Annotated in this window: 16 protein-coding genes; 1 reads left to right on the top strand and 15 read right to left on the bottom strand. The window is 44.5% G+C overall.

Features of this window, described 5'->3' with window-relative positions:
- Positions 1-223: 223 nt before the first annotated feature.
- The 11 genes from paiA to AC0YNT_RS17635 all read right to left on the bottom strand — a co-directional run bounded on the left by paiA (position 224) and on the right by AC0YNT_RS17635 (position 17,104).
- Positions 224-748 (bottom strand): spermidine/spermine N(1)-acetyltransferase, encoded by a 525-nt coding sequence (gene paiA, locus AC0YNT_RS17585; protein ID WP_475805815.1) that lies wholly within the window; start codon positions 746-748, stop codon positions 224-226.
- Between the two features lie 26 nt (positions 749-774).
- A complete protein-coding gene (locus AC0YNT_RS17590) occupies positions 775-1,227 on the bottom strand; it encodes a MarR family winged helix-turn-helix transcriptional regulator (RefSeq protein WP_475805816.1) in 453 nt (150 codons plus the stop codon).
- A gap of 125 nt (positions 1,228-1,352) precedes the next feature.
- Entirely contained in the window at positions 1,353-4,151 is a 2,799-nt protein-coding gene (locus AC0YNT_RS17595) for a family 78 glycoside hydrolase catalytic domain (RefSeq protein ID WP_475805817.1), read from the bottom strand.
- A gap of 61 nt (positions 4,152-4,212) precedes the next feature.
- Positions 4,213-5,766 (bottom strand): glycoside hydrolase family 43 protein, encoded by a 1,554-nt coding sequence (locus tag AC0YNT_RS17600; protein WP_475805818.1) that lies wholly within the window; start codon positions 5,764-5,766, stop codon positions 4,213-4,215.
- Between the two features lie 226 nt (positions 5,767-5,992).
- Entirely contained in the window at positions 5,993-8,299 is a 2,307-nt protein-coding gene (locus tag AC0YNT_RS17605; protein WP_475805819.1) for a glycoside hydrolase family 2 protein, read from the bottom strand.
- Positions 8,300-8,490: 191 nt separating this feature from the next.
- Positions 8,491-10,026 (bottom strand): ABC transporter substrate-binding protein, encoded by a 1,536-nt coding sequence (locus AC0YNT_RS17610; RefSeq protein WP_475805820.1) that lies wholly within the window; start codon positions 10,024-10,026, stop codon positions 8,491-8,493.
- A 94-nt stretch (positions 10,027-10,120) separates the two neighbouring features.
- On the bottom strand, positions 10,121-11,731 hold the full coding sequence (locus AC0YNT_RS17615) for a response regulator transcription factor (RefSeq protein ID WP_475805821.1): 1,611 nt from the start codon (positions 11,729-11,731) through the stop codon (positions 10,121-10,123).
- Entirely contained in the window at positions 11,728-13,485 is a 1,758-nt protein-coding gene (locus AC0YNT_RS17620; protein WP_475805822.1) for a sensor histidine kinase, read from the bottom strand. Before AC0YNT_RS17620 ends, AC0YNT_RS17615 begins: the two co-directional genes overlap by 4 nt.
- Before the next feature lie 125 nt (positions 13,486-13,610).
- Positions 13,611-14,495 carry a carbohydrate ABC transporter permease gene (locus AC0YNT_RS17625; RefSeq protein WP_475805823.1) on the bottom strand — a complete coding sequence of 295 codons (885 nt, stop codon included), beginning with the start codon at positions 14,493-14,495 and terminating at the stop codon, positions 13,611-13,613.
- Between the two features lie 174 nt (positions 14,496-14,669).
- Positions 14,670-15,635 carry an ABC transporter permease gene (locus AC0YNT_RS17630; protein WP_475805824.1) on the bottom strand — a complete coding sequence of 322 codons (966 nt, stop codon included), beginning with the start codon at positions 15,633-15,635 and terminating at the stop codon, positions 14,670-14,672.
- Positions 15,636-15,820: 185 nt separating this feature from the next.
- Complete coding sequence (locus tag AC0YNT_RS17635; RefSeq protein ID WP_475805825.1) at positions 15,821-17,104, bottom strand: glycoside hydrolase family 1 protein; 1,284 nt, start codon at positions 17,102-17,104, stop codon at positions 15,821-15,823.
- Positions 17,105-17,389: 285 nt separating this feature from the next.
- On the opposite strand from AC0YNT_RS17635, the gene AC0YNT_RS17640 reads away from it, so the two are divergent.
- On the top strand, positions 17,390-17,818 hold the full coding sequence (locus AC0YNT_RS17640; RefSeq protein WP_475805826.1) for a hypothetical protein: 429 nt from the start codon (positions 17,390-17,392) through the stop codon (positions 17,816-17,818).
- Positions 17,819-17,890: 72 nt separating this feature from the next.
- Here the strand turns inward: AC0YNT_RS17640 and AC0YNT_RS17645 are convergent, their stop codons facing one another.
- The 4 genes from AC0YNT_RS17645 to AC0YNT_RS17660 all read right to left on the bottom strand — a co-directional run bounded on the left by AC0YNT_RS17645 (position 17,891) and on the right by AC0YNT_RS17660 (position 22,634).
- Positions 17,891-18,868 (bottom strand): glycosyl hydrolase, encoded by a 978-nt coding sequence (locus tag AC0YNT_RS17645; protein WP_475805827.1) that lies wholly within the window; start codon positions 18,866-18,868, stop codon positions 17,891-17,893.
- Positions 18,869-18,983: 115 nt separating this feature from the next.
- The gene (locus AC0YNT_RS17650) at positions 18,984-20,687 is read right to left on the bottom strand and encodes an ABC transporter substrate-binding protein (RefSeq protein WP_475805828.1); all 1,704 of its coding nucleotides are present in this window, start codon (positions 20,685-20,687) and stop codon (positions 18,984-18,986) included.
- A gap of 79 nt (positions 20,688-20,766) precedes the next feature.
- Positions 20,767-21,663, bottom strand: coding sequence for a carbohydrate ABC transporter permease (locus AC0YNT_RS17655; RefSeq protein WP_475805829.1), 897 nt, complete (start codon positions 21,661-21,663; stop codon positions 20,767-20,769).
- 14 nt (positions 21,664-21,677) lie between these two features.
- Positions 21,678-22,634 carry an ABC transporter permease gene (locus tag AC0YNT_RS17660; protein ID WP_475805830.1) on the bottom strand — a complete coding sequence of 319 codons (957 nt, stop codon included), beginning with the start codon at positions 22,632-22,634 and terminating at the stop codon, positions 21,678-21,680.
- Positions 22,635-22,697 lie beyond the last annotated feature (63 nt).

The following is a 22,697-nucleotide window of genomic DNA, read 5'->3' on the forward strand; positions in this document are numbered from 1 at the left end:
ATTAGACTTCAGAAAAAATGTTCCCGGTGTCAAGAATACAACAATACAATAAGTGCGGATACGGTTCGCATTTATTGAGGCTGGCGCCTTTCACCAAAAATGGCAACTGATCATTCGGATCAGCTGCCATTTTGTTGTTCTCAACCAACGTTTCCCGTTAGCTACAACGACCCTTTGCTCTTCTCCAAAATGTTTAAAAGGATAATTCATCCAAATACCTTTACTAAGGCTCTATGAACGTCTTGGTCATAATAAAATCTATTTGTTCTTCATCTCCCATATAAAAGGAGTGAGCTCCCGTTTGAACAAACCCCATTTTCTTATAAAAGTCAATAGCATCTACATTCTTTTCCCAAACGCCTAGCCAGATCTTCTTTTTGTTTTGTCTAATGGCTATTTCCATTGCTTTATTAAAGAGATTTTTGCCAAGCCCTTTTCTCTGATATTTGCTGCTTATATAAATCCTCTCTATTTCTAGTGTCTCATCACCCATCTTTTCAGATTGAGCATCGTTCCTATTCACCTTCAGATAGCCAGCAAGTTCTTCATTGAAGAGAATGAAATAGAATTCAGAAGAGATATTTGATAACTCCTTCTTTAGCTGTTTAGTGTTAAAGGCTTTTTCCAAATAGGCTTTCATATTCTCGGGTGAATTCTGATCTTTAAAGGTATCGTTGAATGTTTCAACACTTATTTGTTGGAGTTGCTGCAGATCTTCACGAGTACATTCTTTTATTATTACAGTCATTTTTATATCAAGCTCCTTATATAAAATCAATAATCCCTCTTGTTTCCCTTCTTAACAAATTCCCAGTCAATTTCAATATTTTTTCTTACTCTTTGAAGAAGATGAAAAATGGTTTCTTCTTCGCTTTCGGAAAAACCCGCTAATGCAACACCGTTAGAGTGGTCATTTTCTCTTTTAATAAAAGAAAATACCGTCTCCCCTTTCTTTGTTGGGAAGAGTTTTTTTATTTTTTTGTTATATTTATCATCTTTCTTTTCAATAAAGCCATTAAGCTCAATCTTTTGAATAGCACGAGCTGCAGTTGTACGGTCTACCTTAATCATTTCGGCCAGCTTTTCTTGAATGATTCCAGGGTTTTCACATATACGGACAAGGTATAAGTATTGTCCTTTTGTAAGGTCAAATTCTTTAAACTCTATATTGCTTATAGAATCTAACGCCCTGGCAATCATCCCAATTTCACGCAGGATTTCCTTCATATATTCAACTCCATCATACTCTTACTAGCTATCTTCATTAACCAATATTAATTTAATTTTGTTGCATTTGCAACAAAATTGCAGCAAATGAAAAGGCCTTGGCGCCAGCCAAGACCTCTCTTTCCTTAAAGTGCCATTAATCTAAAATAATATTTGCCGCTTCCTACTGTGAGTACAACACGGCCCTCGACATATCGTGCATCTGGAAATTCGTTTGCTACTTTCTTCAACTCTTCCTGGCAGCCTGGGAGCATAATGGTCGCTGTCGTATTCACCGGCACTTCAAACCGATAAGTTACCTGTCCGTCCGACTTCTCCCAGTTGGAGCGAATGGTACCGTACGGTGACTCGTATGTTGCGTTTGCCTGTGACAGCGTTCCGCCAACAATCGGCATTAGCTCAACATGCTTGTATCCCGGGTTCTCCCAAACCGGACGTATTCCGGCGATACCTGCAAAGAGGAAATCACACACAGCTCCATAAGAATAATGATTCAGAGAGCCCGATAATTCGCCATCTGGTTTCATTCCTCTCCAGCTCTCCCAAATCGTTGTTGCTCCTTTGCTCACGGCATATAGCCACGAAGGACAAGTATCCTGCTCCAGCAAACGGAACGCTGTATCAACATGTCCGTTAGCTGCTAAAGCATGGAGAATAAAGGGCGTTGAGAGGAATCCGGTACTCAAATGATAATCTTGCTCCATAACCAGCTCCGCAAGTCTGTCCGCAACGGCTTGTTTTTTATCTTCATCTGCTAATCCAAAAGCAAGTGTCCGAACGTTTGGCGCCTGCCGGTCTTCCAGAATAATGCCATTTTCTTTAATGAGGTATTGGTTATAGACTCGTTTAATCTTCTCGTAGAGTACTCGGTACTTCGACGTTTCCTCTGCTTTGCCGAGCACCGATGCCATCTCCGCCAAAAGTCGGGTTGAATAGGCGTAATAAGCCATCGCAACATCCGGATAACAGCCTTGAGATTTACTCATTGCCGCTGCCAAGTCGTTAAATTCCGAATCTGCCTCGAGCCATTCTCCCCAATGGAACCTTGTATCCCAAATATAATTCGCGTCAAGTTCCCCATCCGTATAGTTCTGATAAGCTGGAGTATCTTTAAAACGTTCGTTCTCATTTCTCGCACAGGCTGCCATGTAGTCCACCCATGCCTTCGCTGATTCGAACTGGTTCTCCAGAATTACCTTGTCTCCATAACAAAGATACATGGTCCAAGGTATGATTACAGCCGCATCTCCCCATCCAGAAGAACCGTCAAGCATACCGGCCATTCCAGGTTTAGGTCTGCGCATAGCCATCATCGGATTCGTTATTTGTTTGGATACCCGTTCCCATTCCTCTATGCTGTGATGACCCAATACAGTCGGTACCGTACTCCCAACCGAACCGTCCTGGAATTGCTCCGCTGCTAAGTCAGCCATCCATTTTTCAAAGAAAGGATATACATTCATGAAGTCTGTAGCTGTTCTGCTGAACACCTGTGCATCCCCTGTCCAGGCTGCCCGCTCTCTGGTCGGGCAATCGGTTGGCACTTCCATGAAGTTACCCTTCTGACTCCATCTGGAATTTGATACTAACTGGTTAATCAACGGATTGGAGCAGAAAAAGTCCCCTGTCTCTTCCAGGTCAGAGTAAATCGCCACCGCCGTAAAACTCTTAGGTTTTATCTCCCCCGGATAATTTTTCACTAAGACATAACGAAAACCAAAGATTGAGAACTGCGGATGGTAGCTTTCTATCCCATTACCTGCAAGGATATAATGAACCTCTTGGAAATCATCCACGGTCTCATGCTCAGAAAGATGCTGCAGGGTAAAGTTTCCGTTCCGGTCTAACGCTTCCCCATGAACCAGCACTACTTCCGTACCCGCTTCACCTTGAACCTTCATTTCCACCCAACCGGCAATATTTTGTCCGAAGTCCAGCACAGTTTCCCCATTTGGAGTAAGCAGCACCTTCGGCGTAAATCTTTCTTTTTGTTTGACCGGCACGCTTCGCGAACCAATCAACTTATCGAATCCACCCTCTTGAATCTGGACTGACTCCCATAATGAATCATCGAAACCAGACTGGTTCCAGCCTTGAATCGTAATTCTGGCGTCATAGAGATCTCCAGCTTTCATGTCAGATTTCAGAAGAGGACCAGATGAAGTTCTAAAAGAAGAATCACTGCCAATAATCTCGCGGCTGCCATCCTCATAGTCCAACATCAACTGCCCAAGGAAAGCCACTTTATAGCCAAAATTGTTCTTCAGACTGGCTCCTCCTGTAGCTCCCCTCCACCAGCCGTCTCCAAGCTGGACTCCCAGTGTATTCGTCCCTTCTTGCAGAAGCTTCGTAACGTCATACACTTGATACTGGTGTCGATTATAGTAGGAGGTGAAACCTGGCGTGAACAAATGGTCCGTTCCTTCGACCCCGTTCACGAAGAAGCTGTACAACCCTTTCGCAGTCAGGCAAGCTCTCGCCGAGACAAGCCCCTTCTTAACCATGAATTCCTTACGGATATACGGTGCGGGCTTATAAGCGAGAATGTCGACTTCCTTCTCCGGCTCGATCCATCTAGCACTCCATTCCGATGAATGCAGCAGCCCAGTTTCGAAGAAAGCCGGCTCGCTGAAGACCGACTCCTCCCCCAGATTGCTCCATACCTTCACCCGCCAATAGACACGCTGGATCGATGTCAATTCAGGTCCGGCATAGCGGATGCCTTGCGAATTGCCTGAGTCTATTTTGCCGCTGTCCCACAGAAAGTTAGTAAAACTCTTTTCCGAAGAGGCTTGTACCTGGTAGGCGCTCTGCATGACATTCCTGGCGTCGCAGAGGAGCTTCCAACCGAGACGCGGCTGTTTCGCATCCAGTCCCAACGGATTATTCATATATTCAGTCCGCAACGATAATACTTCCAACATTTAGGTATCCTCCCAGGCTATGATTTGTGATGGGTATCTGGACTCCGTATCGGCGCTCACTTCAGACACACGGCGTGTATTGGAACCAGTCGAAAGCGGCCGGCGCCGACGAAGGTTTTCCGTTTCCAGTTGCGTACAGTCCAAAGAATACGCCGGTGAAGCCGCCTGCAACCTCGGTCGACAGCAGCGCACACTCTCCGGAACCGAACTGGATACGCTCTCCATACAGCGAAGTGTAGTAGAACGAATATTGCGATGAATCGGCATCCAAGCCAAGGACAATGTCATTACCTTCATAGTTCGCTTCGTGCTCCACCTTCCACAGCGACCCGACCCGACGGCGAAGGATTACTTTATTCACTCCGTCTATCCCGCATGTGAGCGCAATCTCGTAATGGAACCGATTGTTCATGTAAACGGTAAGCCCAGCTTCCTCCCCCTCTTCTGTTGGCGCAAAGGACAAGCCAGTCATCACGTTGCAGCGGAAGTGCTGCTGTCTCCGGCCGACAAAAGCAGGAGAAGCGGTATCATTCAACGTTACGGATGAGCCGCGAAGCGTCAAACAGCCCGGCTGCTCTGTCAAGGACCAGTCCTCGTCTCGCGGATTACGGAGGAAGTTCCATTCTGGCCGCAGACAGCCGGTATCGAATTCATCCCTTTCCACAAACGATGCTTCTGGAGCTTCAAGAGGAAGATTTCTTGCATCCATCTTCTCCGCCACCTTGCCTCCATCTCCGACAACTGGCCAGCCGTCCGCGGACCAGTTGACGGGAGCGAGGCATGTCTCGCGGCCAAGATGATGGTGCCTCCCACTGAACGGAACAGATACTGGGCGAATACCGAGGAAAACGGCCCACCAGCTGCCATCCTCGAGCTGAACGAGATCCGCATGTCCTGTCGCCTGAATGGAACTACCCGAACTTCGATGCGTTAGAATCGGATTGGCGGGATTGCTCTCGAACGGACCGTATGGCGATTCACTCCTCGCGATCGTGACCATATGACCATATTCAGTCCCGCCCTCCGCGATCATCAAGTAATACTGGCCGTTGATGCGATACAGATGCGGGCCTTCCGGCGCTTTGGCACCCGTGCCCTGCCAGATTAAACGACGCTTGGTCAAGAGCTTTCCGCTAACTATGTCGATCTCCGCCTGATAAATGCCCTTTGGCTCGTCCCCAAAAAATCCGCCGGTGCCTGTAATATAAACACGGCCGTCATCATCGAAGGTCAAGGATGGGTCTATACCCGGCCATTCCGGCCAGATTGGCTCGGACCATGGCCCCTCCGGATGCTCCGCCCAAACGTAGAAGTTGCGGAACATTTTGACATTCGTCGTAATCATATAGAAGCGTCCGTTATGATGACGGAGGGTTGGGGCGTAAATGCCCACCGAGCTGATTACTCCTTCCAAATCTAGCTGGCTCTGGCGGGTAAGCACATGTCCGAGCTGCTTCCAATGAACGAGATCGTTGCTGTGGAAGATCGGCACGCCAGGGAAATATTCAAAAGAACTGGTAACCAAATAAAAATCTGAGCCAACGCGGCAAATGCTCGGATCGGGATGAAAACCGGAAATGACCGGGTTCGAAAATTGCGTAAGTACTTCTGTCATTGATATCTTCCTTTCGTCTTGGTTGCTTACGCTAATCATACGGGGAATTTTTTTCAGTCACTAACAATCTCACGACTAATCGATGACGTTTTGCCGACCTCCCTGAGGTGTTAGATTACAGACTCAAAGACCAACAACAAAGAAACCTGCCAGATCCTTATCCAGCAGGTCTCTCATGACCGACACCTTCACCTAACTGGTCGTTTAACCAGTAGAATTTAATCGGTTATGTCGATTTTTTTATTGTTGTAAGTTCTTTATTTAGCGCATATAGGAGCTTGTCATTAAAGTATTCTGGTGCCATGTCCGCCAGAATATCGATCGTAAATCCTTGCGTCATGCTATATGTAGGCTTCTCCCGGTAGTCTGGTCCAAAATACTTATTCAGGACTGCCTCCGCGCCTTTATGCTCAAACAGCTCCTTGAACGTGCAGCGTGTGGAATACACATCATCCGTAATCTGCAGTTCCCCAATTTCATCATTTAACTCCGGAGCCTGGAACCAGTTGTTGACCTCCTCGCCCTTATCAGCAACCGGGGCTTCGTAGCTTGAGCTAGGTGTTTTTACTTTATTAAATCTGGCTGTGTCCACATATTGCACGTTATCTTCTACAGATACGGCACGTATTTCATTGATCCCCTCATCTAGAGATATGTTCTCAAAGACAAAAATTTTATCATCACTGATGGTAGACTGAAACTTCCCACCATTCACATAAAGCGTTACTTCCTTGCAGTTCGAATAGACCTTCAACTGAATGCTGTCATCTGGTCGGTCCACATAGCGCTTGCTCGTAATATGGACAAATTTCTCGTCCGACCAGTGAGCTTTATACATATAGAAAGCGTCCTTCCTGATTCTGCGGTCATAAGTGACAAGACCTTTGTTATTCCGACCCTTGACACCGCCTTCATCTCGAATATTGGCGCCGAAATCGAACATGTTCCACACATAAGTCGCCCAAAGGAAATGTCTCTTCTCGAAAATCTTCCACACAATCTCATGGTAGAGCGCATGATATTCTTCAGTGTAATCTTTTACCTTCGGAGAGGCACTGTGATACTGTACGATTCCTTCTACGCCATATTCAGAAATACATAACGGTACATCCGGATTGATCGTATGGAATTTCTCGACCCAAGGCTCGAAATCCTCAGCCTTACCATGATACCAGCCGTAATACTTGTTGTAGCCAATGATGTCCGTCATACGATTGTATTCGTCTTCTTCTTTGACAAACAGCACATTTGCCATCGTTGTCAGTCTGGTAGGGTCTTCTTGTTTCGTTAGTTCGTTCAGCTCTTTAACGAGCCTTCTGACCTCTGGCCGCTCGCCGCCGATCTGAATTTCATTTTGCAGTCCCCAAAACAGAATAGAAGGGTGATTAAAATTCTGTTTGATCAATTCGAGCATTTGCTGCTTGGCATTGATTCCTTCCAGCTCGTGCTGCGACATAACTGAAATAAACGGAATCTCCGCCCAGATCACCATGCCTTCCTTGTCGCACAAATCATAGAAATTCTGGCTGTGCTGGTAATGGGCCAATCGAATCGAGTTCGCGCCGATCTCCTTGATGAAGGCCATATCCTCAGCTTGCTCTTGTTCCGTGATAGCCCAGCCTTTGTCCTTCCTGTCCTGGTGCCGCGAAACGCCGCGTAACGGCAGATGCTCTCCGTTCAGGAAGAAACCCTTTTCGGCATCAACATAATAGTACCTCACGCCGAACGGAATCGTTACTTCGTCGACAGTATCATTAAAGCTAACCATTGAAATGTTGGCAGTGTACATATAGGGATTTTTACGGCCATGCCAAAGGTTCGGATTGTCAATGACGCAAGTCATCTCTTCGGTTTTGGTTTCCCCTGCAGCTAAGGTAACTTCTTTGGCAGCGTAGGTTACCGTGCAAAGATCGGCATCAATGATATCCGCCCAAAGCCTGACTTTTTTCTCCTCGTTGCTGTCATTGACAAGTCTGGATCGAATCGTCAGCCGGGCTTTGTCCTCGGATACTTCCTCCTGAACGATATACACCCCACTCGAACCGTAGTCCATCAGATCGAAATGAACAGGATTCGTAACGATCAAATTCACGTCGCGGTAGATTCCACCGTAGAAAGTAAAGTCCGCCTTCTGGGGATATACGTCATCGACGACCGAGTTGTCGACTTTAACCGCAAGCACGTTAGTAGCTTCATCGTTTACGGCGTCCGTAATATCAAACCTGAAGGTCGAATATCCGCCTCTGTGCTGTCCGATATGATGCCCATTGACGTATACATCCGTGATGCTGTTCGAACCGGTGAACTCAATAAACACTTTGCCGTCTTTATAAGAAGGCTCGACCTTAAACGTCTTTCTATACCAGCACGCGCCTTGATAGTACTGATACCCATTCGCGCCATCAATCGCGTTCCAGGTATGGGGAATATGGACAACCGACCATTCAGTGTCATTCAAATTCACCTGTTCCGCGTGTGCGACGTTTTGACGAATAAATCGCCAACCCTCATTCATCCCGATACGCTTATTCATTGTGCAACTACTCCCCCTATCTAGAACCTATGAATCCTTGAAACCTTTCTTCTATCATATAAGCAATTATGTTCGCTCACTAACAATCTCACGACTTCTCAATGACGTTTTGCCGACATCGTATATGTCACGATAAAAGAAAACAAAAAAACCAGGTCCATAAAAATGGAAACCTGGTTTCGCTCATTCCACTATTTCACGTTTGCTGCCCATGCATCAAGCTGCTTTTGTTTTTCTGCAATGACCTTATCGATGCCCGCAGCCTTCAATTTAGCTCTGAACTCTGGCAGCTTATCAGCCGGATCAAATGTCCCTGTTTCCAGGCCTTTTATATATTGATCGGTTACATTCTTAAGAGCTGTAATCTCATTTTTTACTGGTTCCGAGTTGAAAGCGAAGCCTAGTGCTTTCGATTTGATAGCATTCTGATTCGCTTCTGCTGTCCTTTTCCACATATCCTGCAGGTCTGACTTCATGAGATAAGCGATGGACGGATTCGCATACATCCAGCTTTGGAAGCTATAGCCGACTGACTTCGAGTCAACCCCTTCCGGGTAATCGATCGAGGTGTCAGAGACTTTAACATAGTCTTTTCCCTCAATGCCAAATATGAATAAATTCGCGATATCCTTGTCCGTGTACATCAGATTCATAAACATCATCACTCGCTCAGGATTAGAGGAGTTGCTGGAGATGGTCCACAATCCTCCAAGGGTATCGGAAGTTGTGGCATAAATGTCCGACATTAAAGGTGCGAAGACAAGCTCTTTGCCTGCAGCTCTCGTTTCCGATTCCAAGTTGCCTGGTTTAAGACCAAGAAAATAAGAAAAGGCCTTATCCGCTTTCAGCAGTTCAAATCCTCCAACTTGACTCGTTGCCGCATCCTTATTAAAGTATCCTGCCTTAGCCCAGCTGTGCATCTTATTCAGATAGTCCTCATACTCTTTGGTCTCAAACAGGTTGACAACCTTAAGACCATTGTCATAACCAGGCAATACCCCATAACGATCTCCCAGTTTATCGTACCAAACATATTTATCAGAAGGCAGGGTTAATCCGGCACCGAGCGGAACGATTGTCGGCTCGTTCTTTTTAATCGTCTCATAGACTTGATCCAGGTCATCGATCGTCTTGATGGACGCTACATCAATATGATATTTATCTACCAGATCCTTACGCATAAGCACCCCGGGAACCCCTGTCGTATAATCCTTGTAAACAGGTGCTCCGTAGATTTTCCCATTAATCTTGGCGCTATTCAGATACTCGGGAGCAATCTGGTTTTTGATTCCCTCTCCATATTGATTCAGGAGATCATCCAGTGGGATAATCTTTCCTGCAGCTACATCGGCACTGTACCCTTGACCAAAATCGAAGAACAAATCCAGCTTCTCACGGCCAGAAGTCATCAGATTCATTTGCTGTGCCCACGCTCCGATGCTGACAGGAATGATCTTCACCGTAGTATTAATTTTAGCTTTCGCGATTTTGCTAATTTCATCTTGTACCTCTGGCAAATCTTTCGGGACAGCACCAAATACGGGTACGGCAATAGCAATCTCATACGGATCTTTTGTAGCATTGGCTGGACTTGCACTTGCACTCGAAGCTGGCTCTGCGGAAGTACCATTATTTTCTTCGTTCTTGGATGACGAGCATCCGGCCAACACTCCAGTCAGCATAACAGTGGCAAGCGTTAACGTGGCTAGTCTGGCTTTTTTATTCATCGAATGTCCCCCTAAAATATAATGAATGAACATCTTCATCATATCGCTGTGCTGATTGACCGACTAACAATCTAACGACCGTATAATAGCGTTTTCACGACTTGTTATTAGCCGAGAATTGATTTCTATATTCCATTGGCCCGATCCCGGCATGCTTTTTGAACAGCTTTGTGAAATAGGAAAAATTAGTATAGCCCAAAGTTGATGCAATAGAGCTTACGGGGCGGTCAGTTTGAGATAATAATTCCCTCGCAACCTTTATTTTCTCCAATACAATATAATCGGATAAAGCATAGCCCGTTTCTTTCTTGAAAATTCTTGTTAAATAATCCGGATGCAGAAAAACCTGATCAGCGATCATTTCACGTGTCATATCCTGGTCTAAATGAAGGGAGATATAGCTTTTGACACTTCGAACAACCTTTTCGGTCTCTTTTATCACTTCAGCATGGTTCATTGCTTTACTCACCGCATGATGAACCCATGCCATCATATCTGTGATAGATAGGATTGCCGCCTCCGAGATGTGTCTTGACTCTTCATCTCCGAATAATTGATTAGCTTCAATGCCTCTTAAGTTGAGAAAGGAAAATACGACTTGCGTAAAATTTTGATTGAACTGATGTAAAGTTCCCGCATCTATTCCCTGATTATTAACAAGGCTGTTTACGATCGCTTCCACTTCATGAACGACAGCATCCTTTGTACCTGTCTTCAGCAGAGAAGCCACTACTCCAAGTGCTGGAAGCTTTACAGGCAGCATAGTGCTCCAATTATCATCATGTAAGAACAACTGGTTTACGAATACCACGTTGTTCCGGTCTCGACGCCGTAATTCCGCAACCATAGCTGCCATCTCATAAGCTTCTATCGTCTTTCCGAAATAACTGGAGAGATCACAGTAGAAATAATGGTTACATGAATCCATATATTGCTGAACAGCTTTAATCACGTATTCATAATCCCAGCTTGTCCCCCGATTTGTGACCAATATGATCAGAAGTATTCCCCGATCGAGAAGAAAGCATATTCCGTTTGAATTATCGCCGATTAGCATTTCTTCAGCGGATTTTCTAAGGGCGTATTCAAGAATCTTCTCGTCTCTACGATCAAGCCCTTTCTTCCATCTCTTAATGGAAATCAGAATGGGAAGGAAGACCGATTCATCACTAATCGGAATATGATGAAGTTCGACTTGATCTCGAATTGCTGCCGGCTTACTAGGTATAGAATGATTGATTAGATCTACCCAGAACCTCTCAATGATAAAGGTATGATTCTTAAGCCAAAATTGGTGAGATTGACTGTTTCTATTCATTTCGCTGCTTCGGTCAATAACAGCCTGCGCCTTTCGAATGGCATTCTCCAAGTCGATTGCACGAACCGGCTTGAGCAAATAATCCAAACTCCCAAGTTGCAGTGCTTCCTTGGCATATTTGAAATCAGCATGACTTGTGAAGAAGATTGTCGCCGTGTTTGGATAATGCTCTTGCACCCAAGACAAAAGATCGAAACCGCTTCCTTGAGGCATTTCGATATCGCACAGAAGAATATCGATTCTTTCGCTTTCGAACAACTCTTTCGCTTGTCTAATATTGATCGCAGTAAGTAGTTTGGTAATGCCTAATTTATTAAGATCCAAATCAGCCTTTACCCCTTCAATGGCAAGAACTTCGTCGTCTACAATAAGCAGATGGTAATTCATCTCGTTTCCTCCATTCCCGGATTTGTAGGCAATATTATCTCAATCGTCGCTCCGCCTTTCTCCTTATCGTTATCATATTGAATAGAGGCAGTTTCACCGTATAGCAGTCTAATTCGCCGTTCGACATTCCAGATGCCGATATGCTCACCAAGTTCATTTGCAACACACCTACCTGCCTGCAGCTCTGCAAGCAGTTCCCGATTGAATCCTTGCCCCGAATCTCTAATGCTTATTTTCATTCTGGAGCCGCGCTCTTCTGCCAAAAATTCTATATTCACGTCAATGGAAAGTAGCTCGTCCAGCGTGACAGCATGTTTTATCGCATTCTCAATAAAAGATTGGATAACAAGCGGCGGGATAGGAACATCCGATAAATATTCCGGCGAATGAATTACCCATTTCAGCTTCTCTGGAAACCGCAAGTTTTGGATTTTTAAATAATTCCGGGTATGACTAAGCTCATCATTGAGCGATACGTAGGAGGTATTGCTTCTAAACATATAACGGAAATATTCGATTAGAGACATCGTCATCTCGAGAATCAAATCATAATTCTTGATCTTTGCCAGATTATAAATAATATTAAGCGTATTCAGGAAGAAATGCGGATTGACCTGCAGTTGCAGCCGCTGGAGTTCTTCCTTTTGCTTGTTTAGCTGCTCCTCATAAACATTGATGCGAAGTCGTTCTAGCTCAGACATCATGGCATTAAACGCTCCGCCCATCAATTGAAACTCACCTGAAGTATGACTCAGCTCTACCCTGCTGCTCCAGTCGCCTTCCCTTACCTTCTTCATCGTTTTCAGCAATCGATATAAAGGAAGCAGAATCGATCTTCTCATGGAATAAAGTCCAATAGGGACAAATAGAGCGGCTGCTATCGTAATAAACCAAATAATGTATTGCAGATAGGGGAGCTTTGCTAATATATCTTTATCGGGCACTAACGCAACCATATTGAATTCTCCACGGTTTGAAGGTGCACCAATAACGAGAAATTTCTTTTTCGTACCCGAGATATAATACTCGCTTACATCTTGCTTAAGCTGAATCCCATATTTATTTACTAGAGTAGAATTGGAGATAGGTTCGCTTTGCATATTAGCTAATAACGCCTCTCCCCCTTCACCAATCTGAAGAGAATCAAGAGGTGTTAGTATTTCGTCGGTTTTGATCCAAGCACCAAGGAATGCGTCACCTGCACTCACAATATCAATCATGTAATTGTCCTCATCAATCCGGACAGATTTCCATACTTTTGATGAACCACCCTGTGAATATCGGCCATTATGAATGTAGTCTATGATATATTTTTGAATCTTGTCATGTTCCTTAATAGCGTAAGGGTCGCTCTTGGATATGTTCAAATAATCTTGTCTGTGTTCGGTATATACAAAAAAAGAACCAATCGGATCAAACAGATTAATATCCTGACTCAATTTGTTGAACAAATAAATCTTGGCGGTGTAATAATCTCCATCGGTCTCTGCCTGACTAAGCGATAATAGATCATACCCGGAACCAGCTATTGTACTCATATAGGAGTCCATATCATTCAGACTGGAATCAAGCTGGTTCTTGTACAGCTTCAACATATTTTTATAGGAGTCGGCAACCTGGCCGCGGACGACATGAATTGCATAATAGTTGTTGTATAATAGCATCCCTACTAGCGGCATCGTCATAATAAGTACACTGACGATTAACTTAAATCGCAAAGAGGTTCGCTGCCAGTACTTTAATGGAGTATTCATGTCGTCTAATCTCCTTTTGGGATAGGTAATAAGTCTTGCATCTATCATAAACGCATAGCAAGCACTAACGCCACAACCAGATCTTTCAGTTGTGGCGTTCATTATAGCACGTTAGGAGATTTCCCTTATCCTTTAACAGCACCAATCATGATGCCTTTGATAAAGTATTTCTGGAAGAACGGATAAGCCACAAGGATAGGCAGCACTCCTATTACTGCAATGGCCATTTTCACCGAATCGGTAGGCATTTGCTGCATCACATCACTTGCATTACTGGTCAAATTAGTATTAATGAAATCGATATCCTGCATGATCCGGTTAAGCAGGTTCTGAATACTAAAAAGTTTAGGATTGGTAATATAAATCATCCCGAGCTGCCAATCATTCCAATACATAATACATTCAAACAAACCGATTGTCGCCAATATAGGGGTAGACAACGGAAGCACGATGGACCATAAGGTTCTGTATTCTCCGGCCCCATCAATTTGTGCAGATTCAATCAATGCACCCGGAATAGTCGATTGGAAGAAAGTTCGCATCAGCATGACATAAAAACCATTCATCAGGAGCCCGGGGATGATCAAAGCCCAAATCGTATTTTTAATATCAAAAATTTGGGTGTATACCAGATAGGATGGTACCAAACCGCCTTGAAACAACATCGTGAAGAAGACAACAAACATAATCTTATTACGATGAGGGGTGACACTTCTGGACAGCGGATAAGCCAACAATGTGGTGATAGCTAACCCAAGTACCGTTCCAACTACTGTCACGAAGACCGTAACTCCGTAAGCACGGGTGATTTCTGCCCCTCTTTCATACAAATACTCGTATGCTGCGGTACTGAATGTTTGGGGGATAAAAGAGTAACCGTGTGCGATGATATCATTCTGATCCGTCAGCGAAGCAGAAATTAGCAGAATGAACGGAATTATACAAAAGACTGCAAATAAGAACATCATGATATGGCTGAATAAGGTTAAGCCTTTGCTTTCATTTTTCATGGTTGTCTGCCTCCTAAAAGAATTGCGAAGCAATTCTGCTTCGTAAGCATAAGCTAAAAGAATTGCGAAGCAATTCTGCTTCGTAAGCATAAGCTTAAAGAATTGCGAAGCAATTCTGCTTCGTAAGCATAAGCTTAAAGGATTGTGAAGCAATTCTTGCTTCGTATGCATAGGCTAGAACAATGCGCTGTCTTTGCTGTACAGTCGCACAATATAGTTAGCAAGCATGACTAGCAAGAATCCAACGATTGATTGATAGACACCCGCCGCAGCAGACATACCAATATCGCCGCTGCCCATCAGCCCTTTAAATACATAAGTATCAATTGTAGCTGTTGTGTTAAATAAGGCTCCAGAGTTCATAGGCACTTGATAGAATAAGCCAAAATCCGAATAGAAGATACGTCCGATACTAAGCAGCGTCAGCATAATAATGACCGGTGTCAGAATTGGCAAAGTAATGTGGCGGATCTGCTGGAGCCGGCTTGCACCGTCAAGTCTCGCAGCCTCATAATACTCCTCGTCAATACCAAGCAGCGCTGCAAAGAACACGATGCTGGAGTAACCAACACTTTTCCAAAAATGAACCAAGGTTAGTATCCATGGCCAGTACTTTTCTTCGGTATACCACGAAATACCATCCTTAATACCAAACCAAGGAAGAACCGAATGATTCATAAATCCTGTATCTGCACTCAAAAGGGCATAAACCAGGTAACTGACGATAACCATTGAAATCAGGTGCGGCAGCGTGATGATACTTTGGTAAAACTTCAATACGGCTTTGTTTTTGATTTCATTCAGCAATATGGCGCAGGCAAAGGATAAGAAAGTTCCTACAACAATAAACAAAAGATTATAAAGGATCGTATTACGAGTGATGATAAAAGCGTCTGATGTTTTAAAAAGGTACTTAAAATTTTCTAAAGCAACCCAATCACTTTCAAGTAAGCCTTTAGCGAAGTTAATTTTTTTGAAGGCAATTGCAATCCCAAGCATCGGCAGATAGTTATTGAACAGCAGATAAAGAAGTCCCGGCACCATCATCAACATTAGAGGTGCATATTTGCGGTATCGATTCTTTTTTTTCGTGTAAGGAATACCCGCCTGCGGTGCATTCGCCGATAGGACTTTGTCCATCAACATCCATTCCTTTCTGTAGTAGACTGATATAGTTCTTACCTTGATCTTAATGGAAGCGGTGTAATCAAACTAACAATCTGACGACCTCATCCTGACGTTTTATCGACTTTCATTGATAAAATAAGGCTGAGCGGGCATGCGCCCGTTCAGCCCCTTCTGCCTCTATATCCATCCTCATGAACCTATTGGATCGCATTCCTCTTTGCAATGTTCCCCAGGTGAATACCGCTAGGTTTTATCGTCCGTTCCTGAGTGGTTCGGTCAACTTCAATAAGTCCAAATCGTTTGGAAAACCCTAGCTGCCACTCAAAATTATCCATCAGTGACCAATGCATATAACCATTCACCTGAATACCGTCCGCAATACAAGCATGTACGCCATTCAACGCTTGATCCATAAAAGTAACACGGCGCGAATCGTCATCCGTCGCTATCCCATTCTCTGTGATGATGATTGGAATATTTAGATGCTTGCTGACATATCGGACAACAGCTCCCAGTGCCTCCGGATAGTATTCGTTCCCCATCTGCGTGATCTCGGCGCCTTCCGGAACAGGAAGAATTCCTTCCGGTCCATAAACGGCACGCGTATAGTTTTGTAACCCGAAAAAGTCATCATCCTGCAGATAAGGGAGAAATTGAAGAAACTCTTCCTGCCAGGCATGTGCCGCTTGCTCTTCTCCGCCCTGCACACTTTGTATGTCGTAAAGCGACAGGGTTACTCCGACCTTTGTTAGCGGACTATTCTGACGAATCGCGGCTTTTGCTTCCCTATGCGCTTGAAATATTGTTGTTAGGCCATTCTCGGTGCGAGGAGCTAGGAAAGAATGAACCTCCGTTGGAGGCACTCCAAATGCTTTGCTTAGTTCCATAAAGTACTTTTGCATTTGAGACATGCTGTCTCCCGTATTCAGGCCGACCTGCGCTCCAGGGGTTTTCGCTTGGGCTTGCATGCGCTTCATAATTTTTTTGATTCCGATAGAAATGTTCGCTTCATTAATGGTACATACATATGGGAGTAATTCGCCTAGCTCACGCATGACATGCGCGCAATAACGTGCAAATCGGGCAGGCGTTTGATCCGATTCCCAGCCTCCTTCACGGATTAACCATTGAGGCGAGCTGAAATGGTGGAGAGTAACGATTGGAGTGATATTCGATTCTTTGCATGCAAGCAGCACATCCCGGTAATGTTCGACTTCCGCCGGTTCGAATCGTCCCTCTTCCTGCTCGATCCGAGCCCATTCGATGGAGAAGCGATAGGAATTCAACCCCAAACGGGCCATTGTTGCAATATCTTCTCTATAACGGTTATAGTGGTCTACCGCGCTGCCTGATGGCTCCTTGAATAAAGAGCCCTCCAAATTTTCCATCAGCCAAAAATCCGAGTTTGAATTATTACCTTCTACCTGATGCGCTGCTGTTGAAGCCCCCCATAAGAAGCGATCTGGAAATAGTAATGCCATGTTTACTCCCCCTTAATTTCGGTTATAGCCCCATTTTATAGCCGATACCAAAGGACAACTAACACATTAACGACGCAACACTAACGTTTTGACGACATTCTCCAGAGGGCTCAAAAATAATATAAGTAGCTAGTGTATATCATCAATGGATCCTTGAATCTATAATTTACGAATGATTTTCTCCGAAATTCGTTGTATTTGCCTCGCCTCTCCACTGATTTATGATGAACATCAAGAGAAGGGAGGGACATGAGATTTATAATTGCAATTTAAGAAAGCGCATTCATGCAGGCATTAAATGCAACACTGTATTCGATCCCCGGCACGGCAACAGCAACTGTCTCTAACATAGACAAGAACGCTCCATCTTTGACCGTTTCAGCCAGCACTACCGTGCTTGCAATACCCAATCACGCATTGGTCCCTATCGAATTGAAATTAAACGCTGCGGATACCGGATCCGGAGTGGCCGGAATAAAGCTAGTCTCTGTAACAAGCAATGAACCGGATAATGGCTTAGGAGATGGAGATAAGCCAGGCGATATCCAGAACACGAATATAGGGACAGCTGATACTTCTATCCAGCTCAGGGCCGAGCGTTCGGGCAAGGGATCGGGAAGAGTCTACACGATGACCTATGAAGCGTCCGATTATGCCGGTAACCGGACAAAAGCAACCGTAAACGTGACTGTACCACACAGCGCAAAGAAATAATGTAACTTGCATAATATGAAATTCGGCCGTCTCCGGTAAATCGGAGACGGCCTGTTTAGTACTTAAGCTGGATTAATACAATACGGGTAATTTCTCGAGTGTAATCGCATATTCATGATGATACGCCTGGAGTAGTTCCTCCTCGGAAGTCCACTCTGCAGTCGATCCGAAATCATTTGACCAGGTCATGTACCAAACCCACGGGATTCTAGTTAATGAGAGTTGATTTATGCCCGGCAGCACCCCAATCTCTCCTAATGCAACTAACTTCGGTTCTGAGGTTATGCGCACGAGTTCTTCATATTCGGGCTGCAAATCCGTATGCGTATGCTTTGGAGGGTACAGGTCTCTTGATATCACATCAGTCACATCATCACCTACATATCCTTCCGCCAAAGGTGAGTTCCAGACCCAGATCAGATTATTCAGAGCATGAACGCGTGTATATCGGTCATACATAATGCGGTATAACTGCTTAGCAACCTCCGGCCCTTTGTGACCCCACCAGAACCATTCCCCCTCGGCTTCATGGAAGGGTCTCCACAGAATCGGAATCCTCTTCTCGCAAAATGGTTTCAAGATATCGGCCATATGATCCATATCGGAAATCAACGCCTTATACTCCTCCGTTCCTTCTATTACAGCCTTGGAGGCGTCAAATGTTGTATTATTCGAATAGAATCCCTTATCCCAGCTTCCAAAAGGAGAGAACCAATGCCAGGTGAAGGTGATCAAGCCTTTTCGTTCTGCCCATTCCCAAGCCCGGTCAAGCGTGTTTCGGTTCTCATCAATCTCAAGCAGGCACTCTGCACTGCTGTTTTCATAATTAATATTCGGCGAATAACTTAACAGTTCAAAGCCACAAAGCGCAGGAAGCTTCCCCGTAACCTTTTCGATGTACAGGAGTTCCTTTTGCACATTGGTTTGTGTATGTTGACCGGTAACAATAGCTTTGCCAGCAATTCCGCTTAAGTACTGTAGTACTGCTTTTACTTCGTTGATAGCATTCGGATTGCAAGGTGCCATAGCAGCGATATTCGGATTATCCATAGGTCACTTCCTCGTTAGGTATAGGTTCGGTATCAAATCAAACAGTGCATAAAAAAGAGCCGTTCCCCCTCCGCAGGGATGGAGAACGGCCCTTAACCTTTTCAAACAAAATAAATTACTTGGAAGACCACAGCTTGATCCGGTTTTGGATATGCTTCGTATAAGAGTCTTCCATTTCTTTAACGCCTGCCTTCTCGAGCTCCGCCATATAGGCATCCCAAATCTTGTCAAAGTCTTCAGGCTTGGACATGACTGCTTCAGGAATACGCTTCCACGTAATATCCTTCATCTTAGTCCCCAGGATAATAGCTGGGTCGTCATTAGGAAGGGACATCGTGTATGCCGCTCCGTATGCTCTCGGTTGGAATTCTTCTTCTTTAGGGAACAGGTCTTTCCAATGGTCAATATTATAGGCTTTCAGAGCTTCTTTTTCTGGTTCGCTATAATTCGCTGTCAGCATCTCTGGGTAATTGCGAGTGAAATAATTTCCAGTTGAATCCTTGATGTCATCGCCGTAATGTACCATCAAATTCCAGTAAAGTCCAACACCAGATTTCTTTTGGAACGCAGCGCTGTCTTTGTTCATCTGTTCTTGTAATTCCGGCGCAATTGTCCGTTTTCCGTTTTCTAAGGAATAATGCTCTCCTTCAATTCCCCAGTTATTCAGAATTTGTCCCTCTTCTGAAGCTAGATAATCGAGAAACTTTATAGCCCGTACAGGATCCTTAGTCTTGCTGGAGATTGAAATCCCATATCCTCCGTCAAAGCCAGCAGGCCAGAAATTGGTATCCTTGTACTCCTTACTCAATGTAACCGGATAATGACCATAGGTTTGATCGAATTTGCCCGCAGTCTTAAGAGCGTTTTGTCCGTCGCCATAATCCCATTCCGGATCGGCTAGGCCAAGAATTCGGCCCGAAGCTACTTTCGCCTTAAACTGATCCGTCTTCTGCACGAAGCTTTCCGGATCGAGCAAGCCAATGTCGTTCATGTGATTCAGCCAACGGAAGTATTCTTTTTCTTCCGGACGGCGGAAATGATAAGTCGCTTGGTTAGTTTTCTGATCGATGAAGTATTCACCGTCATCTGGTCCCCCGGTCGTTTGGAAACCCGAGTTGGTTACCTGGTACATATGCCAATCATCAGCATTCAGGGAGAAACCGATATTTTTGTTGCCATTTTCATCTGTCGGGTGCTTGGCTATATAATCCTGAATGGCTTTCTCAAAATCTTTTACCGTACGAATTTCAGGGTAACCCGCTTCCTTGACAACGCGATGTTGGAGTTCAAATCCTCCATCGGCTTTAATTTTCTTCTCATCGACCGAAGACCAAGTCGGTATAGCATAGATGGCTTGATCGTCCAGGCTGAACTTTGTCCGAACAAGTTTATCTCCCAACATCTTTTTGATGTTTGGTGCGTACTTGTCGATCAAGTCCGTCAGATCGAGAATAGCTCCAGCCTCGACAAGTTTACCAACATCCGCTTTTGCTGCAATCAAATCAGGATAATCTCCCGTTGCCGCAATCAGGGAAATTTTTTGTACCGGATCACCAACGGCAAACTCAGCATCCAAAGTTACACCGGTTTTTTCTGTAATAATTTTACCTACTTCATCCTGCATGTTATTCCAGTTCGTGCTAGGGTCTTCCGAAAAATAAGTAAGCGTGATGGGTTTCATCTCAGACGTTGAATTTCCTTCTGCTTTTGTTCCTTCAGTCGTGGAAGAACTATCATTTCCACTGCACCCAACAAGCGTTGCCATTAAAGACAGCGCTAGAATGGAAGAAACGACTGTCCTTTTCTTTTTTACCTCCATGAAACGTAACCTCCCCTTAATAATAAAAATAGATTTGTTTGTATGAATACAGGCAATGCCTGGATACACCGTAGTAAAATTAACTCTTCACGGCACCTAATGTCATACCTTTAACGAAATATCTTTGCAGAAAAGGATACACAACAAGAATGGGCACCGTAACAATGATTGTAATGGCCATTTTCACAGATTCCGGCGAAACCTGTGACAGGCGCTGGGCCATATTGGCAGCATCCTGGGAATTGGTTGCACTGGTAGTCGTACTTTGTAAGATTTTCATTAACTCGTATTGAAGGGTTGTTAACGATTCGTTAGAACCATTAAACAGATAAGTATCGAACCAAGAATTCCATTGTCCTACTGCTAGGAAGAGCGCTACGGTTGCTAACGCCGGTTTGCAGAGAGGAAGAATAACCCGCCAATAGATTGTAAAGTCGTTGGCGCCGTCTAACTTAGCTGATTCTTGGAGCGCAAATGGCAATCCGTCAATGAAAGACCTTATTACAAAGACATTAAACGCACTTACAAGGCCCGGCAAAATGTAGACAGCAAACGTATTAATTAAATGCAGATCCTTAATCAGGATGAATCCCGGAATCAATCCCCCGGAAACATACATCGTAATAGCAAGAAAGGCGGAAATGAATCTCCTTGCTTTAAAATCACTTCGCGATAGCGTAAAAGCCAGCATTGAACCGCTGATTAAGCCTGCTATGGTTCCAATAATAGTCCGCAAAACGGAGATCTTGAATCCTGTGATCAAACCTCCAAAGGTGAATATCAATTCATAATTTCGCAGCGTGATTTCCCGCGGCCAAATCGTGATTCCCCCTCTGATGGTATCCACCGAATCGTTAAAAGAAATAGCCAACACATTTAAGAAGGGGTAGATCGTTAGAACGGTTACCCCAGCCATGAAAACATAAACAAACACCTCTAAAAGTAAATCCTGTGCAGATTTTGCCTTAAGTCCCATGCCATCCTTCCTCCTTACATAATGCTCTCGTTTGTAAAGCGCTTAAATATTCCGTTAGCAACAAACAACAGGATCAAGCTGATCACGGAATTGAAGATATTAATCGCTGTTCCGAAGGAATAGCGTCCCATACCCAGGCCATAATTAAGCGCATACAAATCAAGCACTTCAGAGTAATCGATGACCAGATGATTCCCGAGCAGAAATTGTTTCTCGAATCCAGTGCCGAGCAGGTGACCGATGGACATTATTAGTAGGACGATTATTGTCGGCCGGATACCCGGCAGTGTAATATGCCACATTTGCTGAATCCGGCTAGCGCCGTCCACTCGTGCAGCCTCATACAACTCAGGACCAATCCCTGCGATGGCAGCAAGATAAATAATGGCGCTCCATCCCGTTTCCTTCCAAATATCTGCACTAGTTACAATTCCCCAGAATAAATTTCCTTTTGCCATAAACTGAATCGGCTCTTGGATAATGTGCAAGCCCATAAGCAGATCGTTCACGATACCACCGTCTGTTGAAAGCATTTTCGTGACAATGCCTGCAGCCACTACCCATGAAACAAAATGCGGCAGATAAGAGACGGTTTGAACGAATCGCTTCATAAACTGAACACGGACCTCATTGAGCAGCAGGGCAAAAACGACCGGTACAATAAATCCAGCAATCATGCCCATCAAGCTCATAGCCAGCGTGTTCCTTAGCACTTGGTAGAAATGCTCGTCCCCGAACAAGGTACGGAAATGCTCCAGCCCTACCCATTTTTGTTCAAAAAAACCGACTCCGGGCCGATATTTCTGGAAGGCCATTGTCCATCCCCATAGAGGCAGATACTGAAAGACAAAGACCCAGAGAACGAATGGAATAGACATGTAGTATAGATACTGCTGATTTTTAAATACCTTCCAAGCAATTTTCGGCGACTTTTTGTATGCGTTTTCTACATTAAGCGTTTGTGTTTTCATCGCTTCTCCCCTCTCCTATATTCCATATTAAATCAGAGGGAGGAGAAGGCACATACAACGGAT

This window comes from Paenibacillus sp. J22R56, assembly GCF_056269375.1.

Bases quoted from the DNA above. Each gene is read 5' to 3' on its own strand.
- paiA (WP_475805815.1), bottom strand. From the start codon at position 748: ATGACTGTAATAATAAAAGAATGTACTCGTGAAGATCTGCAGCAACTC.
- AC0YNT_RS17590 (WP_475805816.1), bottom strand. From the start codon at position 1,227: ATGAAGGAAATCCTGCGTGAAATTGGGATGATTGCCAGGGCGTTAGAT.
- AC0YNT_RS17595 (WP_475805817.1), bottom strand. From the start codon at position 4,151: ATGTTGGAAGTATTATCGTTGCGGACTGAATATATGAATAATCCGTTG.
- AC0YNT_RS17600 (WP_475805818.1), bottom strand. From the start codon at position 5,766: ATGACAGAAGTACTTACGCAATTTTCGAACCCGGTCATTTCCGGTTTT.
- AC0YNT_RS17605 (WP_475805819.1), bottom strand. From the start codon at position 8,299: ATGAATAAGCGTATCGGGATGAATGAGGGTTGGCGATTTATTCGTCAA.
- AC0YNT_RS17610 (WP_475805820.1), bottom strand. From the start codon at position 10,026: ATGAATAAAAAAGCCAGACTAGCCACGTTAACGCTTGCCACTGTTATG.
- AC0YNT_RS17615 (WP_475805821.1), bottom strand. From the start codon at position 11,731: ATGAATTACCATCTGCTTATTGTAGACGACGAAGTTCTTGCCATTGAA.
- AC0YNT_RS17620 (WP_475805822.1), bottom strand. From the start codon at position 13,485: ATGAATACTCCATTAAAGTACTGGCAGCGAACCTCTTTGCGATTTAAG.
- AC0YNT_RS17625 (WP_475805823.1), bottom strand. From the start codon at position 14,495: ATGAAAAATGAAAGCAAAGGCTTAACCTTATTCAGCCATATCATGATG.
- AC0YNT_RS17630 (WP_475805824.1), bottom strand. From the start codon at position 15,635: ATGGACAAAGTCCTATCGGCGAATGCACCGCAGGCGGGTATTCCTTAC.
- AC0YNT_RS17635 (WP_475805825.1), bottom strand. From the start codon at position 17,104: ATGGCATTACTATTTCCAGATCGCTTCTTATGGGGGGCTTCAACAGCA.
- AC0YNT_RS17640 (WP_475805826.1), top strand. From the start codon at position 17,390: ATGCAGGCATTAAATGCAACACTGTATTCGATCCCCGGCACGGCAACA.
- AC0YNT_RS17645 (WP_475805827.1), bottom strand. From the start codon at position 18,868: ATGGATAATCCGAATATCGCTGCTATGGCACCTTGCAATCCGAATGCT.
- AC0YNT_RS17650 (WP_475805828.1), bottom strand. From the start codon at position 20,687: ATGGAGGTAAAAAAGAAAAGGACAGTCGTTTCTTCCATTCTAGCGCTG.
- AC0YNT_RS17655 (WP_475805829.1), bottom strand. From the start codon at position 21,663: ATGGGACTTAAGGCAAAATCTGCACAGGATTTACTTTTAGAGGTGTTT.
- AC0YNT_RS17660 (WP_475805830.1), bottom strand. From the start codon at position 22,634: ATGAAAACACAAACGCTTAATGTAGAAAACGCATACAAAAAGTCGCCG.